Annotated in this window: 17 protein-coding genes and 1 pseudogene; 10 read left to right on the top strand and 8 right to left on the bottom strand. The window is 68.7% G+C overall.

Annotated features, from left to right (window positions below; genetic code table 11):
* Window positions 1-53: 53 nt before the first annotated feature.
* Window positions 54-341: a hypothetical protein gene (locus tag ABT294_RS25570; RefSeq protein WP_350808777.1), complete on the bottom strand. Its 288-nt coding sequence runs from the start codon at window positions 339-341 to the stop codon at window positions 54-56.
* Between the two features lie 70 nt (window positions 342-411).
* Complete coding sequence (locus ABT294_RS25565; RefSeq protein WP_350808776.1) at window positions 412-1,617, bottom strand: Rossmann-fold NAD(P)-binding domain-containing protein; 1,206 nt, start codon at window positions 1,615-1,617, stop codon at window positions 412-414.
* A gap of 142 nt (window positions 1,618-1,759) precedes the next feature.
* Between ABT294_RS25565 and ABT294_RS25560 the strand changes: the two genes are divergently transcribed.
* Window positions 1,760-2,257 (top strand): MarR family winged helix-turn-helix transcriptional regulator, encoded by a 498-nt coding sequence (locus ABT294_RS25560; RefSeq protein ID WP_350808775.1) that lies wholly within the window; start codon window positions 1,760-1,762, stop codon window positions 2,255-2,257.
* Here the strand turns inward: ABT294_RS25560 and ABT294_RS25555 are convergent.
* Window positions 2,223-2,684: a Tn3 family transposase gene (locus ABT294_RS25555; RefSeq protein WP_350808774.1), complete on the bottom strand. Its 462-nt coding sequence runs from the start codon at window positions 2,682-2,684 to the stop codon at window positions 2,223-2,225. The genes ABT294_RS25560 and ABT294_RS25555 overlap by 35 nt on opposite strands.
* Before the next feature lie 78 nt (window positions 2,685-2,762).
* Between ABT294_RS25555 and ABT294_RS25550 the strand changes: the two genes are divergently transcribed.
* The 3 genes from ABT294_RS25550 (at window position 2,763) to ABT294_RS25540 (ending at window position 5,245) form a co-directional block, all read left to right on the top strand.
* Entirely contained in the window at window positions 2,763-3,647 is an 885-nt protein-coding gene (locus tag ABT294_RS25550) for a DUF2268 domain-containing putative Zn-dependent protease (protein WP_350808773.1), read from the top strand.
* A 10-nt stretch (window positions 3,648-3,657) separates the two neighbouring features.
* Window positions 3,658-4,416, top strand: a complete 759-nt coding sequence (locus tag ABT294_RS25545) for a MerR family transcriptional regulator (protein WP_350808772.1) — start codon at window positions 3,658-3,660, stop codon at window positions 4,414-4,416.
* A 337-nt stretch (window positions 4,417-4,753) separates the two neighbouring features.
* Window positions 4,754-5,245, top strand: coding sequence for an ASCH domain-containing protein (locus tag ABT294_RS25540; protein WP_350808771.1), 492 nt, complete (start codon window positions 4,754-4,756; stop codon window positions 5,243-5,245).
* 301 nt (window positions 5,246-5,546) lie between these two features.
* Here the strand turns inward: ABT294_RS25540 and ABT294_RS25535 are convergent, their stop codons facing one another.
* A complete protein-coding gene (locus tag ABT294_RS25535; protein ID WP_350808770.1) occupies window positions 5,547-6,239 on the bottom strand; it encodes a TetR/AcrR family transcriptional regulator in 693 nt (230 codons plus the stop codon).
* 53 nt (window positions 6,240-6,292) lie between these two features.
* On the opposite strand from ABT294_RS25535, the gene ABT294_RS25530 reads away from it, so the two are divergent.
* On the top strand, window positions 6,293-6,661 hold the full coding sequence (locus ABT294_RS25530; protein ID WP_350808769.1) for an FAD-dependent oxidoreductase: 369 nt from the start codon (window positions 6,293-6,295) through the stop codon (window positions 6,659-6,661).
* Window positions 6,658-7,476, top strand: coding sequence for an FAD-dependent oxidoreductase (locus ABT294_RS25525; protein ID WP_350808768.1), 819 nt, complete (start codon window positions 6,658-6,660; stop codon window positions 7,474-7,476). Before ABT294_RS25530 ends, ABT294_RS25525 begins: the two co-directional genes overlap by 4 nt.
* 267 nt (window positions 7,477-7,743) lie before the next feature.
* Here ABT294_RS25525 and ABT294_RS25520 read toward each other — a convergent pair whose 3' ends face one another.
* Window positions 7,744-8,325, bottom strand: coding sequence for a recombinase family protein (locus ABT294_RS25520; RefSeq protein WP_350808767.1), 582 nt, complete (start codon window positions 8,323-8,325; stop codon window positions 7,744-7,746).
* A 219-nt stretch (window positions 8,326-8,544) separates the two neighbouring features.
* Between ABT294_RS25520 and ABT294_RS25515 the strand changes: the two genes are divergently transcribed.
* From ABT294_RS25515 to ABT294_RS25505, 3 genes are all read left to right on the top strand, one after another.
* Window positions 8,545-9,186, top strand: coding sequence for a helix-turn-helix domain-containing protein (locus ABT294_RS25515; protein WP_350808766.1), 642 nt, complete (start codon window positions 8,545-8,547; stop codon window positions 9,184-9,186).
* Window positions 9,183-10,538 (top strand): MFS transporter, encoded by a 1,356-nt coding sequence (locus ABT294_RS25510; protein ID WP_350808765.1) that lies wholly within the window; start codon window positions 9,183-9,185, stop codon window positions 10,536-10,538. Before ABT294_RS25515 ends, ABT294_RS25510 begins: the two co-directional genes overlap by 4 nt.
* Before the next feature lie 136 nt (window positions 10,539-10,674).
* On the top strand, window positions 10,675-10,914 hold the full coding sequence (locus tag ABT294_RS25505) for a hypothetical protein (RefSeq protein WP_350808764.1): 240 nt from the start codon (window positions 10,675-10,677) through the stop codon (window positions 10,912-10,914).
* 174 nt (window positions 10,915-11,088) lie between these two features.
* Here the strand turns inward: ABT294_RS25505 and ABT294_RS25500 are convergent.
* The 3 genes and pseudogenes from ABT294_RS25500 to ABT294_RS25490 all read right to left on the bottom strand — a co-directional run.
* A pseudogene (locus ABT294_RS25500) lies at window positions 11,089-11,817 on the bottom strand (Tn3 family transposase); the annotation flags it as partial.
* Between the two features lie 322 nt (window positions 11,818-12,139).
* Window positions 12,140-13,384 carry a coiled-coil domain-containing protein gene (locus ABT294_RS25495; protein ID WP_350808763.1) on the bottom strand — a complete coding sequence of 415 codons (1,245 nt, stop codon included), beginning with the start codon at window positions 13,382-13,384 and terminating at the stop codon, window positions 12,140-12,142.
* A gap of 257 nt (window positions 13,385-13,641) precedes the next feature.
* A complete protein-coding gene (locus tag ABT294_RS25490; protein WP_350808762.1) occupies window positions 13,642-14,691 on the bottom strand; it encodes a site-specific integrase in 1,050 nt (349 codons plus the stop codon).
* A 153-nt stretch (window positions 14,692-14,844) separates the two neighbouring features.
* On the opposite strand from ABT294_RS25490, the gene ABT294_RS25485 reads away from it, so the two are divergent.
* Complete coding sequence (locus ABT294_RS25485) at window positions 14,845-15,951, top strand: coiled-coil domain-containing protein (RefSeq protein ID WP_350808761.1); 1,107 nt, start codon at window positions 14,845-14,847, stop codon at window positions 15,949-15,951.
* Window positions 15,952-16,011 lie beyond the last annotated feature (60 nt).

The raw sequence follows: 16,011 nt of genomic DNA, 5'->3' as shown, positions 1-16,011 counted from the left end.
TGCTGACCTGCTGTCGCAGGCTGGGGCGCGGCGGTGCTGCTGCCGGTAACGCGCTACCGGCCAAGCAGGTCCAGCCAAGGCGGCTGGCGACTGCGGCCTTTGAGCAGGCGGGGTAGTAGCTGGGCTGAGCCAACGTCCCAATAGACGTCCTCGCGCGTCTGGCCGCGGCGGCGGGTCTTGGCGCGGGCGCCCTTGGCCTTGACCCGCGCCTGGCGGGCGGTCAGGTCCAGGTTCTCGATGTTGAGGGCGCGCGCGGCGGTCTCGTACAGGAGGCGGTTGAGGGTCTTCTCCCGGACGCCGACGTCGCGGTGGGCCATCAGCCGGTCGATCGCGGTACCCACTTCAAGATCATCCCAATGTGGGTTTTGGGGTCATGTGGGCTGACCCCCATCGACACCAATTGGCCGCGGGTTAGCTCCCGAGTGCACGCTCGTAGTCGGGCAGGACGAGGGCGGTGTTGGCGGCGCGGCCCTCGGTGCCGGACGGTAGCGCCGTCTGGGTGCGCAACATCGCGTTACGCGCGTCGAGGCGCTGCCGTGTGCGCGGGGCGACTACGCCCCCGCCCTCCGTGGCGAGGGCCTGGTTCTGCTCCACGAAGTCGCGGACCATCTTCTCGTACGCCGCGAAAGCGGTGACGTGGTCACCGTGGGTGGCCAACTCGCCCGCCAGGACGTACGCGCCCACCAGCGACACGCTCGACCCCTGACCCGACATGAACGACGTCGCGTAAGCCGCGTCGCCCACAAGGGCGACGCGGCCGGTGGACCAGGCAGGCATGTGGATCTGGCTGACGACGTCGAAGAACAGGTCCTCGGCCGCACGCATCGCCGCCACCATCCGAGGGATCGCCCACACCGTGTCGGGGAACGTCGAAGCCACGAGCTCGCGCTGTGCCTGCGGGCTGCGGAAGGCCGTGAAGGGCGGTTCATCCTGTGCGAAGGTCAGGAAGCCATGCATCGGCTCGCCGGGCTCGTGCGCGTACAGGGCGGCCGCTCTGCCGGGAAGGTTCCATAGCACCCCCTCATGCTCGAGACCGAAGTCGTTGGGCATGGTGAAGCCGGCGAAGCAGAAGCCGAGGTAGCGGTGGTAGCGCTCCTCCGGGCCGAAGGCCAGGCCGCGGGGGTGGGAATGCAGCCCATCGGCGCCGACCACCAGATCGAACGTGCGCCGGACGCCGCTGTCGAAGGTGACCTCCACGTGGCCGCCGCGGTCGTCGAGGGTGGCGATGGAGTCGTTGAACAGGAGCTCGACCTTGTCTTTGACCTGGTCATAGAGGCAGTCGGCCAGGTCGCCCCTGCGTACTTCGAGGTCGAGGCCCTCGGTGCCGCCGGTGAAGGCCTCCGGGCGCAGGCTGGCGAGGACGGTGCCGTCGGGGGCGAGGAAGGTGATCTGGCGGGTGTCCACGTGGAGTTGCCGGAGACGTGGGAGTACGCCCATCCGTTCGACGACGTCGCGGGCGGTGCCGCGGATGTCGATGGCGTACCCTCCCCCGCGCAGGTGGGAGGCTTTTTCGACGATGGTGACCTCGAAGCCGTAGCGGTCCAGCCAGTACGCGAGCGCCGGGCCGGCGATGCTGGCCCCGGAGATGAGGATCTTACGGTTGACCCTGCGGTTCATCAGGAATCCTTCCTCGTCAGACGTACACCAGGAAATAGATGCATGCTTTAGGTATCCTTATTGAAGGTGCGATGCGGCCTCGAAGCATGACCGCAGACCCCACCATATAGATACATGTTTTAAGTATGCAACTGGAGCTGCGATGAACGCCGGACCCAAGAGTCCCGTCGGTGGAGACGACGACCAGGTACTGGCCGTGATGCCCCGCCTCGCGCAGCTGAGCAACGCCATCAGCCGCGGCCGCCTGACCGAGCACGCCATGAAATCCGCCGGGGTCGAGGTGGATCGGCCGGCGTTCTCCGTCCTGGCCTCGGTACATCTCGCCGGCAAGCCGCTGCGGATCAGCGAGATCGCGGAACAGATGCAGCTCGTCCAGCCCCACGTCACGCGGCAGGTCCAGCAGTTGGAGCGGCGCGGCTTGGTCCGCCGCATCGGCGACCCCAACGACCGCCGCGTCAGCTTCATCGAGCCCACCGACGAGGGCAAAGCGGCCGCCGACCGTTACGCGCGCACGCTCATCGGCTGGTTCACCGGCGCCATCGCCCACTGGTCCGAGCAGGACCGCGCAGACCTCGGCCGCCTGCTCGCCCACTTCGCCGACGACGTCACGGCCCACCTGGCCACCCTCGAGGACACGTGAGCCGCCTTCGGCTACGCGAGGCGGGACTTATCGCGAGGTTGATACCGAACAGGACGCCCCGCTTGGCTGCGCGCTCAACCCAGTCCCGGCTGGTCAGCTCGCTGCCGGGCCGGTGTGATCGGGCAACGCCCGGAAACAGCTCTTGCACAGCGGCTTGGCCCGGCCGCCACCCATCGGCCGCGCTGCCGCGCGCCGCAGCGGCGGCAGGCGAACTCGGTGTCGCGGTCGAGCCGGTGCGACACCACCTCGCCGCGATCACCCGCCGGCGCAGCGGCGCGTCCGACAGGTACCGCAGCAGCTGGACGGTACTGATCACGCGCCCGACCTCGCGGAAGGCGGCGTAGTGGGCGTTCTTGCGTGAGCCGGAGCGCAGGCGGCACGGCAGCAGGGTTGCGTGAGTCCATCGCAGCGGCGAATCGCCGGTCATGACGGCATGCCAGCCGTACCTCGACGAAAGGCGCCGCTGGTTGACCTTGACGCTGCGTCAACTTCTAGCATCGGGGCCATGTCGATCACTGTTCTTGACACCTACTCCGCCATGAGGCGGATCCTGCTGGCCCCGGTCGCGGACCGCGTTGACCTGCTGCGTTCGATGCTGGAGCCCACCAGGGGCATGTACCGCTACTACCCCGGCGAGGTCGACCTGGTGGCCATGCACCTCGAAGCGTCCGGGTTCCCCATCGACCGCGACGAGGAGCGTTGCCTCGACGCGCTCGAAACCCTGGCGGCGGCCGGAGCCTGGGAGCGGATGCAACGCGCCCTCGACGACGCGCTCACCGTACTGCTGGAGGCGACGCCGGGGCTGGAGGCCCCGGACATCACTGTGCTGTTCGTGCTCGGTGATCCGGGTGACGAGCACTTCATGGGGCCCTGCCAAGGAGTGACCGGGTTCGGCGGCATCTCGGGCCACATCGTGATCACGCTCTGGCCCTTCCCTGAGAACGTGGAGCGGCTGGAGGCCACCGCCGTGCACGAACTCAACCACAACCTGCGGTTCGGCCCGGGCGGGGTTGTGTGGGACCCGATGACCGTCACGGTCGGCGATCACATCGTCTCCGAGGGCCTGGCCGACGCCTTCGCCCGACAGCTCTACGGAGACGAGCTCGGCCCCACCCGCATCGGCGTGCCACACCTGCACGACGACGAGATCTTCGGCAAGGTACTCACCGGGCTCGACGTGACAGGCATGCAGAACTTCACTGCCTGGGTACACGGCGACCCCAGTGCCGAGCGCTTCGGCCTCACCCCGGTGGGACTGCCGATGGGCGCCGGGTACTCCGCGGGCAACCGGCTGGTCGACACCTACCTGGCGGCGACCGGGCAGACGGCGGCGCAGGCCCTGCACGCCGAAAGCTCGGAGATCATCGCAACCACGCTCCGCCGCGGGTAACACTGGAACGATGGAGTGGACGATCCAGGAGCTCGCGGCGAGGGCCGGCATCACCAGCCGGACCCTGCGTCACTACGACCGTGTGGGGCTCCTGGCCCCGTCCCGGGTCGGCGCGAACGGGTACCGCTACTACAACCCTGCGGCGGTCGCCCGGCTACAGCGGATCCTGCTCATGCGCCAGCTCGGCATGGGCTTGCCGGCCATCGCCGAGGTCCTGGCCGACGAGGTGGACACGTGCGACGGGCTCCGCGCCCACATCGCCGCGCTGGAAGAGGAACGGGACCGCATCGAACGGCAGATCCGGTCTGTGCGTCACACGCTCGAGGCCCTGCAGGCGGGGGCGGAACCGCGGATGGACGTCATGTTGGCGGGGTTCAACGACCGCTACAAGGACGAGGTGATCTCACGCTGGGGCGAGCGCGCGTTCCAAGTGAGCAACGACTGGTGGCACGGCAAGACCCTTGACCAGCAGCGGGCCTGGAAGCAGGCCACCGAAGACCTCGTCGCCGCATGGGTCGCAGCGGTGAAGGCCGGGGTTTCTCCGACATCGGAACACGCTCAGTCACTGGCTGCCCGGCATGTCCAGTGGCTGAGCCAGATCCCGGGTACCCCCACCGCCGAGGGCGACCGGGAGCGCTCGATCGAGATGGTGAAAGGCCTGGGGGCCATGTACGTCGACGACCCCCGCTTCGCTGGCATGTACGACGACGCCGCGGGGGCGACGTTCGTCCGCGACGCACTGCAAGCGTACGCGCGGACCCGGATGTAGCTCGTGTGGTTCGCAGAAATGACCAGTTGAGAGTTCGTGTCCGTTGTGACCCGATAATCGCTCGCAGAAAGCCTCTCGAAAGTCCGGCGTCACAGTCCACGAACTCAGGGGCCTGGCCCGCAACGCCGCCGAGCTGCTGACCCTGTCCACCCAGCTCGAACTCCTCACCGGCCCAATTTCCTTGCGACGTTCCTGTTCAACTGCTCGCGCCACCGGTCGCGATAGCTCCGACCCCTTTCTCCGCCGGCCAGCGCCGCGCAGAAGCCCGCGATGTCATCACCCAGCAAGCGGCGAGCACAGACCACGGAAGCGAGTCGAATCATCGGCCCGCGACCATATGCTCGACATCACCACCTGGCCCGGCGATGTCGACTCCTTCGTTGACGCCATGGTCTGGCCATTTGCCCCCAAGCACTTCTGCCGCAGCTACACCACCGCCGAACTGGACAGGATCATGACCGCACGCCCGCGCAGCTCCACGGGTGTGCGCGCCCGCGAGATGAACCTCTACCGCCGCTACTTCGACCTGGTCGCCGCTGGCCGCAAAACCATCGAGGTCCGGGTGCGCTATCCGAACCTGCGCAGCCTCAAGGCCGGCGACCACATCCGGTTCGTGTGCGGCCGCGACGACGCCCTCACTCGCGTCAAGCGGGTGAGCCGGTACGGCAACTTCGAGGAGATGCTCGACGCCGAGGGCCCAGCCAACGTCAACCCCGACAGCCCGCGCGAGCAGCAACTGGCCGACATCCGCCGCATCTACGGCCCCGAGAAGGAAGCACTTGGCGTGCTGGCCATCGAGATCGAACTCCTCCAGCCCGCCACCGCCTGAGACGCAACCGACCCGCTACGACGGCGATGGCCCGCGCACCGCGTCGGGCCGTCGCCACCTCCGGAGCACGCCATCGTGGCGGCCCCACGTTGCCCGGGTCCCGTGAAAGCCCTGGTCAGAGACGTGACTGCCGTACTTGGCCTGCCCCCTAGGAGTCCGCGTGCCGCTGCAGATGGCGCAGCCCTTCCAGCGCCGCCCGGTCGTCCGGCGTCAGAGCTTGCCTCTGAACCAGAGGAGCAGGTGGGTGCGCAGTCTGGCGGCGTTATGCGGCGCCACGGATGTCACCTGGAAATCCTGAGCGTCACGCCGGCGGCCGGGCGAGTTTGGCGGCCACGGCGTCGAGGACCCAGTCCAGCCCGGTCGTGAAGGACGCCTCGGCGTCCACCTCCGTGCCGTCGTACACGGCCTTGGCCAGCGCCGGGAAGCGGCCTGTGGCCAGCATCCTCTTCACATGCGGACCGAAGGCACGCTGCCAGTCGCGCTTGGACAGGCCCGTGGCGCGCTCGGCCCGCAGATTCGCGATCTCGCGCCTGATCGCGCCAGTGAGGTAGGCGCTGACAGTCTCCACGGCGCGCATGACGGTGTCGAGGTCGGCGAGGCCGTCGAGGGCGGCCAGTGTGGCCTCGGTCACGGCGAGGGCGTTCGGGCCCAGGGTCGGACGGCCGCCGAGCAGGTCGGCCAGCCATTCGTGACGGAGGGTGGCCTGCCTGGTGCGGTGGGCGCGGATGCGCAACACCTCCCGCCAGTCGCCGGGCTGCTCCTCGGGGAGGATCTCGGCGTGGACCTCGTCCACCATGAGGTCGAACAGCTCCTCCTTGGTGGAGATGTATCCGTACAGCCGCATCGGGCCGGCGTCCAGCCGGGCGGCGACCTTGCGCAACGACACCGCCTCCAGCCCGCCCTCGTCGGCCAGCGCGATGGCGGCGGCAACGATTCGCTCCCGGTCGAGCGGCACGGGGCGAGTCGGCGGCTCCGGCCGGTCCCACACAGTCATGGTTACATCGTACTGTTGCGATACATCGTAATAGTTAAATACACTGTATCGCCATGAGACACCGTATTGCCGTGATTGGGGGCGGCCCCGCCGGCCTCACCTTCGCCCGCGTCCTGCACCGCCACGGACACCCCGTCACCATCCTCGAACGCGATCCCGCCCCCGACGCCCGTCCCCCGGGCGGCGCGCTCGACCTGCACGAAGGGATGGGCCAGCTCGCGCTGGGCAAGGCGGGGCTGCTGGCGGAGTTCCAGGCGCTGTCCCGTCCCGAGGGGCAGGCCATGCGCATCCTGGACGCGGACGGAACCGTCCTTCGCGACTGGCAACCCCGTCCGGGTGTCAGGCCAATCCCGAGATCGACCGGGGGCAACTCCGTGACCTGCTGCTCGGCCCCCTCGACGTTCAGTGGGGACGGGGCGTGACGGAGGTGGTGCCGGGGACCCAGGACGGCGTGCTGGTCCGTTTCGCGGACGGGCGACAGGAGACGTTCGACCTCGTGATCGGCGCGGACGGCGCCTGGTCCCGGGTCCGCCCGGCAGTCTCGTCCGCGACGCCGCACTACACCGGCGTCACCGCGGTCGAGGCCTCCCTGGACGATGTCGACACCCGCCACCCCGACGTCGGCCGGCTGATCGGCGACGGTTCCATGGCTGTGTACGGCGTGAACCGCGCCCTCGTCGCCCAGCGCAACAGCGGCGGCCACGTCAAGGTGTTCGCCCAGTTCCGCGCGCCGCTGGACTGGCACACGAACCTGGACCGGCATATGGGCCTGAACCGGCGCGCGGGCACGGACGCGGGCCTGGATGTGGGCCTGGACCTGGCCGACGTCGAGGCCGTGCGATCAAGCCTGCTGGCTCTGTTCGACGGCTGGGCCACTCCCGTCCTCGACCTCCTCCGCCACGGCACCGCTTTCGTCCACCGCCCCCTCTACGTCCTGCCCGTGTCCCACACGTGGGCCCACGTCCCCGGGGTGACGCTACTGGGCGACGCCGCCCACCTGATGCCCCCGTTGGGGGTGGGCGCGAACCTCGCGATGCTGGAAGGCGCCGAACTCGCCGAGTCCGTCGCCGCCGCCCCCGGTCCTGACGATCTGGACGAGGCCGTCCGCGCCTTCGAGGAACAGATGTGGGCACGGGCCGGCAGATGGGCGAAGATCACGACGGCCGGTCTGGAACGCCTCGTGAGCCCGGACCCCACCGAAGCCCTCGCCCTGTTCGACGAAGTTCAGTCATCCTGACTGCCAAGCGCGAGAGCATCAGCAGCTCGCCACGGCTTCACGGGACAGCACGGCACCACCGCGGCTCCTGCCGGCAGATCCAGCGCCCGCCATACGACCTCCGCCACGGGGCGGTGAGCAGCAACTGAACGGCTAGTGGCGTTGGCGAGCCAGGCTGGGCGGGGTTACCGGGGGTGAGGAACCGGCGGACAGCCGTTATCGATGAGAACGATCTTGCTAAGGGGCACGGCCGGGCAGAGTGCGGGATACGGGTGGGGTAGTTGCTGGTCAGCGGCGCGCGAGTGCTGCGTAGGCGGTGGAGCGGCCGATTTTGAGGGTGCGGGCGGCTTCGGTGACCGAGGCGCCGTCGTCGACCAGGCGGCGTAGTGTGGCCAGTTCGGCGGGGCCGATGGCGCGCGGCCGGCCGGTCTTCTTCTTGCCGGGGAGCATGGCGCCGGTGGCTTCGCGGCGCTTGGCGGCGGCGATTCCCTCGGCCTGCCGCTCGGCGCGCAGCTCCAGTTCGTATTCCGCGGCTGCGGCCAGGACCGCGAACATGAACCGGCCCTCTTTGGTGCCCAGATCGAAGTTCTCTGTCAGCGACACCACCGTGATGCCGCGGTCGCGCAGCTCGTTGACCGTGGTCAGCACGTGTCCCGCTGAGCGGCCCCACCGGTCGGACTTCCAGAACTTCAGGGTGTCGCCCGTCTTGGGCAGCGCCAGGAGTGCCTCCCATGCCGGTCGCGCGACACCGCGCCTGCCCGACTCCTTTTCCATGACCAATTCGTCGTAGCCGCTGGCCGCCAGGGCGTCGAGCTGGAGCTGCGGGTTCTGGTCACGCGTCGAGACTCGTGCGTACGCCCAAACAGTCATCAGCCACCTTCGGCGTGGTGTCCAGAAAGATATACCTTTCCGGACACCGTAGCCACCAGCGACAACACCGTCCAGAAACCTCAGTCCAAAAACCCGCGTTCCTGACTCGACCGGGTTGTCGCCGCCCGCCTTTGCGCTGAGTTCCCACCGCAGATCTTTCCCAAAGATTTTTTGCAAAAATACTTTGGGAAAGATGGTTGGTGGATCTACTCTTTGGCTATGGTCAGCGAAGAGCACAAGCGCGTTCTCGAACCTGAGCAGGATGCCGCCGCGCTGAAGGCACTCACGCACCCCTTCCGCATCCGGCTGCTCGGGTTGCTGCGGCAGGACGGACCTGCCACCGCGAGCGAACTCGCGGTCAGGACCGGAGAGACATCCGCTTCCACCAGCTATCACCTGCGGGTTCTGGCGAAGTATGCGTTCGTCGCCGAGGCTGAGCACCGCGACAGGCGAGAGCGCCGCTGGCGGGCGGTGCACTTGGTGACGTCCTGGAGCAACAAGGCGATGGACGCGGCACCGGAAAGCCGCGCCTTCGTCAGCTTCGCACGCAGGCGCCAGATTGAGCACTTGGAGGCGTCCCTTGCCCGGCATGAGGCCGACATCGCCGCCGGGCGGCTCGGCCAAGAGTGGCTGGAACCATCGGATATATCCGACCTGCTGCTCCGGCTGACCCCCGAGTCTCTCACCGAGCTGCGGCAGGTGCTCGATCGGAAAGTGGAGGAACTGACCACCCGAGACGCGGGCGACCCACGCGCTGCTCAGGTCGTCTTCCTCGTTGCCGGACTGCCCCTCGCACCGCACGATCCCGACATTGATCCGGACGCCTCCGTTCCCGTGCCTACCGGCGAGGACGCATCGTGACCGAGCCGCTGAACATGCGCGCCGCATGTCGCCGCTATGTCACAGCCTGCGTGCTCTTCTGGCTTCCGGCCGGTCTGACCATCGCGCCCCTGATCCTGCTCTTCACCGAACGTGGCATGTCCCTCGCGGCCATCGCGGGCTTCTTCGCCGCGCACTCTTTCACCGCCGCCGCGCTGGAGTTGCCCACAGGAGGGCTGTCCGACGTCCTGGGACGGCGCACCGTCCTGGCCGCCGCCGGTCTGCTGAACCTGACCGCTTTCATCCTTCTGGGTCTGGGCGCCACACCCTGGGTGCTCACCTGCGGCATGGCCCTCATGGGGGCGGGCCGAGCCCTGTCCAGCGGGCCGGCCGAGGCTTGGTACGTCGACATCGTCCATGCGCACTCCGGCCCCAGCGCCGACCTGCGTCCCGGTCTAGCCCGAGGGAAGTCCGCAACATCGGCGGCGCTGGCCGCCGGCACTCTGCTCGGCGGCGCCGTGCCCTGGTTGCTGGCAACCGGCCCGGACGTGGGTACGCAACTGAGCCAAGCAACCTCCGGCTTGGTTCTTCCTTTATCGGTCCCGCTACTGTTGGCCGCTGCTATCGAGATCGTCTTCGTGCTGTACGTCCTGACGGCCCTGCGCGAGCCACCTCGGTCGGCAGCCACTCTGCGCGGCGTACTGCGAGGTATCCCTGTCACCATCGCAGATGGACTGCGTCTGGGCGGACGCGACGCGATGGTGCGCCGTATCCTCCTCAGCGCGGGGGCTGCCGGCAGTGCCCTGGCCGCCGTCGAACTGCTCACACCGGGCCGTGTTGCGATCCTGACCGGCGCATCGGAGTCTGGCGCGGTGGTCTTCGCCTCGCTTGCTTGTGCCGGTTTCCTCTGCTCGGGTCTCGGGAGCCACCTCGCACCGCTCATCGCACGTCTGGCAGGCAGCGGCGAGCGCGCAGTCCTGGCAAGTCTTGGGACAAGCGCCAGCGGCCTGCTCCTCCTCGGCGCCACCGCGGCATCCACCGGAGCACCCGCGACAGCCCTCGCTGCCACCGGCTATGGCCTGGTGTACCTCGGGCTCGGCTCGGCGGGCCCGAGCGAAAATGACCTCCTGCACCGCCGGGTCACAAGTGCGGGCCGCGCTACCGCCTTATCCGTCCAGTCTCTCGCCCTGCAACTGATCGGCGCCCTCACTGGCTTACTCGTAGGTGTCCTGCCGCCCGGCCCGACTCCTTGGCTGCTGGGAGGAACCGTATTGCTGACAGGAGCCCTCCTATGGATCTACCGCGGCCAACCGACTCCCGCGACCGGCATGGCAACAGCCCAGCACACCACGGCGTCGCCCTCTCCGAGCGCGGACGCGCCGCCCCGCATCTGACCGAAGGATCAGAGGGTGCTACCCACAAGGCCGCACAGACCCACTTACCGACCCATGTTCACCGACCACGGCCGCTGTCGCGCGTACAGAGCCGTGAGTACGTCGCCGTGCACACGTACGGCTTCCCGTTCCGACCGTGACGATCACCCAGGAGATCACGATGCATCCAGACTTATACCTATTTGTTGAAGGCGTACGAGCCCGTGAGCTGTGGGAAGAAGCTGACCGGCAGCGCAAAGCCCGCCTGGTCGCCCCCGCGTCGGTCATCAGTGCTTTCGAGGAGCGGCTCGGCTGGGTGCTGGTGAGGACGGGCCTCCGGCTCGTGGACCGCCACGCCCGCAGGCCGCACTGGTCGCCATCCATGCCGCCGCGGTGATTGCCGACCTCAGGGCCGAGGTGCCGCAGAACCTGGCTGATCATCACGGACAAGATCGACGGTTCAGACGAACCGATACTCACCCAGACCGGCCGTAAGCACGGCCCACGAGCCACGTGCAAGGCTTCGACCCGACCTCTCACAGGGGCCGACGACCGCTGATCAATGCAAGCTCTACACACCGTCCTCGTCCACGACAGCGGAAGATGCGTCCTGGGGCAGCGCCGCCGCTCCGAGCGGCCGCAGGCCCTTGTCTGGGGCCGAGGAAGCGATCGCGTAGCGGCCCAGGCAGTTGAGGTGGGCGTGGCCCAGCGGGGACAGCCGGGCCACATCCTCGTCCTTGACCGGCACGCCCTGGGCACGCAGCTGATCCAGGATCGCCGACAAGTACTTCGAATTCCACAAAACCACAGCATTGAGAACCAGCCCTAATGCCGTTAACTGATCTTCCTGGCCCTCCCGGTAGGCCTGCCGAATCTTTCCGGCGTTGCCATGGCAGAGCTTGCGTGCCAGACGGTGCCGGGACTCCTGGACCGACAGCTGCTTGCCCAGGCTGCGGCGGTAGCTGGAATCGATCGGGTCCAGCATGCTGAGCAGGTGCAACGTCTTGTCGATCCGGGCGAACGCCTGCCCCAGCGGGGTCGGGTTACCCTGGCGGGCGAACATGCGCAGCAGGTCATAGGCGCGCACCTGGTTGGTCACCAGCGACCCGGCGACCCGCACCATGTCCGGCCACTGCGTGAGCACCTTCTTGATGTTCACCTTGTTCCGAGCGATCGCCTCCAGCACCCCGTACGCGCCGCTGCTGCCGTCGGGCAGGTCGGCCCGCCAGAACCGCTGGTCGCCCAGGTCGGCGAAGCGAGGTGCGAACCGGTAGCCGAGCATGGAGAAGATCCCGAACACACAGCGACGGCATGTCGGCGAACGATGCGTAGGCCGCTCTCTGCTCAGCAGACAGGAATTCCGCAGGCATGCCAGCAAAGTAGGCCCAGCCCACCCGCAATCAACCCACAGCGATCAACCCGTTACAAAGCCGAGCGTTCCAATCTTCCGCAGCTCCATGATCATTCTCATCGATAACGGCTGTCCGCCGGTTTCTCAACCCCGGTTACGTTCCCTGCGTCGAAGCTGGCCATCCGCCTACCAGCTACTCCGAACAGCGATCACGCAGAGCTACTTTGCACCTGGAGGCGCCGACCCGAGTGGGGGCCTCTTACGCACGCTTTCACGTCGAACGCAGTTCGGCGGCCACCGCGCGCTCCCGCAACTGAGCAGCCTCCGCTCGTGCGGTCTCGACTTGGGCGCGTGCGTCATCCAGGCGCACCCGCTCCAAGCGCAACTCGATCTGCACCTGGTCACGCTCCTGGGTCACGGCGTCGGCCCGCGCTCGCTCCGCCGCCAGCGCCTCGCCGCTCCGCTCCGTCTCCTGCCGGATCTCGGCCTCCCAGGCCTCCTTCTCCCGTACGAGGACGTCTTCGGCGGCCGCAAGCCGTTCGCGCAGCTCGGCGACGTCGCGCTCAGCCCGGTCCCCCGCCTGGGCCGCCTCGTTGAGCGCCACGGCCCGATCGCGCTGCGCCTCCGCGACGGCCCTTTCCGCGACCTGCGCGCGTGCGACCGCTCGGTCGCGTTCCTCTCCTGCGGCCTCGGCCCTGGCGTCGGCCGCGGCGACGTCACGCTCGGCCCGTGTCCGGGCGCGCGTCGCAGCCGTCACCTTATCGAGGGCCTGGTCACGCTCCGTGCGCGCGAGTGCGGCGTCGTCCTCCGCCTGGACGGCCTGCGCCTGCGCCTCAGCGGTGCGGGCCGCGGCCGCCTCCATCCGCTCGGCCAGCTCCTGCACGGCCTGGTCGCGGGCCTGTTCGGTCAGCTCCGCCCGCCGAACGGCCTCCTCGGCCCGTCGCTCGGCCAGCTTCGCCCGCCGCCCGGCCTCCTCGGCGGTCTGCAGAGCCTGCCGCTCGGTACTGGACGCTTCACGCAGCGCGGCGAGCGCCTGCTCCCTCGCCTGCTCGGCGTCGCCCAGCGCGGTGTCGCGCTCGGCTTCGGCCTCTTCCACCCGCAACCGCATCGCCGCGGCCTCGCGGCGCGCGTGTTCAGCCGCCTCGCGCGCCAGCCGCACCTGCTCGAACGCCTGCTCCCGCTCGGTACGCGCGATGGCGACGCGCGTGTGCGCCTCCGCCTGCACGGCGCTCAACCTCGCCTCGACCCCAGCGGGGCTCAGCTCGTCTGCCAGCGCCCGAGCCAGCGGTTCGATGGCCGCGGCAAGCCCGCTCTCCATCCGGTCGTACAGCTGCTCAGCCCTGGCCAGCGCCCCTTCCAGCCCAGGGGTGGCCCGGCGCAACTCGCGCTCTCGCTTGGCCGCAGCCTGACAGTTCCCCTCGGGACAGTACGCCTTCGGCCGCCCTCTCCCCTGCCGCTGCTCGATGGGCGTCCCACAGTGCTTACACGGCGTCACCGCGCCAGTCTCCGCAGCCACAGCCGGAGCCTAGCATTTTCCGATTTTCTAGAAATTCGAATTCGGAAATTCAAATCCGTTGCGTTGCGAGCACCATGGCTAACTTGCGAGAAGGCAAGATTCCCGCAAGTTAGTCGCCGGACGTTCGCCTCCTGGGGGAGATTTCGAGACACCGACGTAGGCTGCTCCTACCACGGGTGTCTCAGGTACGCGGAGGATCCGTCTCTGGGCCGTCAAGATCGAGAATGCAACGTGGCAATAGAGATCTTCCAGGCGTATCACAGGCCGACATTTCTCATGGCGTTGTCCCGCCAGCGATCGACGGCTCGGATATACCGCAAGACCACGGGTGAGGCGGCGGCCCAGCGGCCGTGTTTGGCGATGACGGCGACGGGGACGCCGGCGGCGTAGGCGACGGTGGCGCCGCCGGCGCGCAGGCTGTGCGCGGTGACGGTGTGCGCGTAGGGAACATTCGCGCGGACGGCCAGGTCGCGGACGATGACGTTGACCGCATCCGCGCCCAGGGAAGGGCCGATGCTGCCGTGCCGGTTGATGCGGCGCAGCAGCCGGCCGGTGGTGTGTCCGGCCTGGTCCAGGGCGTGCAGCCAGTCGCGCCAGGCGGCGACAGGGTCGGTGAGGGGGTGGCTGCCGCGCGGGATGGCGATGGTCTCGCCGCGGGAGTCCTTGTCGGTCTTGGAGGTGCGGATGGTCACCTCCAGGCCGTCGGCGACTTCGCGCACGTCCTCGCGCGTGAGCGCGACCAGTTCGCTGCGCCGGCCCATCAGCGCGAGGCCGAGCACGATCAGCAGCCGGTCGCGCAACCCTCTGGTCGCGGCCAGGTCGCAGGCGGTGACCATGGCGCGCAGGGCGTCGATGGTGATGGGCGGAGCTTCGCGCTGGCCGCGGCCGCCGTCCTCGGCGCGCTCGCGCTTGTAGGCGCGCAGCGCGAGGCGGGCGGCCTCAGTGGCAGGCTGACCGGTGTGGCCGGACAGCCGGTGCATGGTGCGCACAGCGGCAATGGCCTGCTCGACGCTGGCCGGGGCCTGGCCGTTCGTGCACAGCTGGGAGGTGTATTCGGCCAGGGTGTGGGAGGTGGCAGGCAGCGCGAGGCGGCCGTGCTCGGCGCACCAGGCGGTGAAGGCGGCCCACTGGCGGGCGTAGGCGCGGCGAGTGTTGGCCGGTACGCCATCGGCGATCCGTGCCCGCGCCTGCTCGCTGAGCGCGTAGTCGGCGGCGGTGTGTGCGCCGCGCTGATCGCCGCCGCGCCCTGGCGCCGCGGGCGCGGCGTAGAACTCCCCCGCCGGCAGGATCTGCCCGTCGTGACTCATGCCCGATTTCCGCCCTTTCACAGGAGGGACCATGCGTCTCACCTGACACGCGATAAACAATGTTATCACGGGTCAGATCGCCTCACAGATTCGTACCGTGCGAACGTAATCAATATCGATTGCTCAGCGTACGTAAATGCTACAGTCGGGTTCGTGAAGAGAGATCTTGCAGCCGGGCCCGCCGAAATACCCTCCCCTGGTATCGAAGGCGTGGAGCGGTGCGCACGCGATGGTTGCGGTAACGCTCTGCCCGTCCGGGAGAGCGACGACCAGGGCAGGCGCAAGGGCGGCCGCCGGGCCCGGTTCTGCAGCGCGGCGTGCCGGGCCGCCGCGCATCGCGCCCGCACCGTCACGCACAACGCCACTACTGGCGAGGCGCTACGCCACGTCGGGGCCGCGACCGAGAGGTTGCTTCCGCTCGCTGAGCAGTGGACCGCCCAGCTGAGCGATCTCACCGAGCAACTCCGCCACGCCAACCAGAACCTCATCGTCCAGACGCAGGCCGCAGAACAGCATGCCGAGGAGGCCCGAGCCGCGGCCGCCGACAGCGAGCAGCGGGTCACCGAGGCCCTCAACACCTGCGACGCGGCGCGCCGTAATGCCGCCGCAGAGGCTGAGGCCCGGCAGCGGGCCGAGGCCGAGGCCGAGCGCCAACGCGAGCACGCCCAGCAGGTCGAGCGCCTGGCCACCCAGCGGGTAGACGACCACGAGGCAGCACGCAAACGGGCCGAGCAGGCCGCCCGCGACGCCGACCAGCACGCCAAAGACGCCATCGCCTCGCGCGATGAGCAGGCCACTCACATGCACGCGCTACAGACGGAATCGGCGGCGGAACGCCGCCGAGCCGAAACTCGCGCCCGCGAACAGGCCGACCGCATCGCCGAACTGGAACGGCTGCTCGCCGAGCGCGACGGCGCACTAAAAGTCAGCAGCGAACGACTGGCCACCGCCACCACACAAGTCGAGGCCGCCCACACGGCACACGAACAGGCGCAGCAAGCGGCCACCATCGCGCGCGCCGACAGCGAACGAGCACGCGAACGCCTGGAGCAGGAACAGGCCGCACGAGCGCAGGCGTTGACTGCGCTGAACGACGTGCGCCTGCAACTGGCCACCACCGAGGCCACGCTGAAAGGCGAGCAAGCTCAACGTCAGGCCGCCGAAGCCCGCGTCACCGATCTCCTCAGCCAACGCGACAACCTCAACGCCCGGCTGAACGACCTCATGAGCCAACTACGGGAACGAGAGCGCCGACCCTGACCCCCGAAACGGGGTAGTGGTCATATCCCAACGAGGCTTCTCGATAGGCGCTGAGCCGCT

Origin of the sequence: Nonomuraea sp. NPDC000554, from assembly GCF_040300065.1 — a bacterium.
Taxonomy (GTDB): Bacteria; Actinomycetota; Actinomycetes; order Streptosporangiales; family Streptosporangiaceae; genus Nonomuraea.
The sequence above is the reverse complement of the archived record's forward strand: the minus strand, read 5'-3'. Positions and strand labels throughout refer to the sequence as shown.

What these genes read in the sequence shown, in the direction of transcription:
- ABT294_RS25565 (WP_350808776.1), bottom strand. Translation starts at nt 1,617, where the DNA reads ATGAACCGCAGGGTCAACCGTAAGATCCTCATCTCCGGGGCCAGCATC.
- ABT294_RS25560 (WP_350808775.1), top strand. Translation starts at nt 1,760, where the DNA reads ATGAACGCCGGACCCAAGAGTCCCGTCGGTGGAGACGACGACCAGGTA.
- ABT294_RS25555 (WP_350808774.1), bottom strand. Translation starts at nt 2,684, where the DNA reads ATGACCGGCGATTCGCCGCTGCGATGGACTCACGCAACCCTGCTGCCG.
- ABT294_RS25550 (WP_350808773.1), top strand. Translation starts at nt 2,763, where the DNA reads ATGTCGATCACTGTTCTTGACACCTACTCCGCCATGAGGCGGATCCTG.
- ABT294_RS25545 (WP_350808772.1), top strand. Translation starts at nt 3,658, where the DNA reads ATGGAGTGGACGATCCAGGAGCTCGCGGCGAGGGCCGGCATCACCAGC.
- ABT294_RS25540 (WP_350808771.1), top strand. Translation starts at nt 4,754, where the DNA reads ATGCTCGACATCACCACCTGGCCCGGCGATGTCGACTCCTTCGTTGAC.
- ABT294_RS25535 (WP_350808770.1), bottom strand. Translation starts at nt 6,239, where the DNA reads ATGACTGTGTGGGACCGGCCGGAGCCGCCGACTCGCCCCGTGCCGCTC.
- ABT294_RS25530 (WP_350808769.1), top strand. Translation starts at nt 6,293, where the DNA reads ATGAGACACCGTATTGCCGTGATTGGGGGCGGCCCCGCCGGCCTCACC.
- ABT294_RS25520 (WP_350808767.1), bottom strand. Translation starts at nt 8,325, where the DNA reads ATGACTGTTTGGGCGTACGCACGAGTCTCGACGCGTGACCAGAACCCG.
- ABT294_RS25515 (WP_350808766.1), top strand. Translation starts at nt 8,545, where the DNA reads ATGGTCAGCGAAGAGCACAAGCGCGTTCTCGAACCTGAGCAGGATGCC.
- ABT294_RS25490 (WP_350808762.1), bottom strand. Translation starts at nt 14,691, where the DNA reads ATGAGTCACGACGGGCAGATCCTGCCGGCGGGGGAGTTCTACGCCGCG.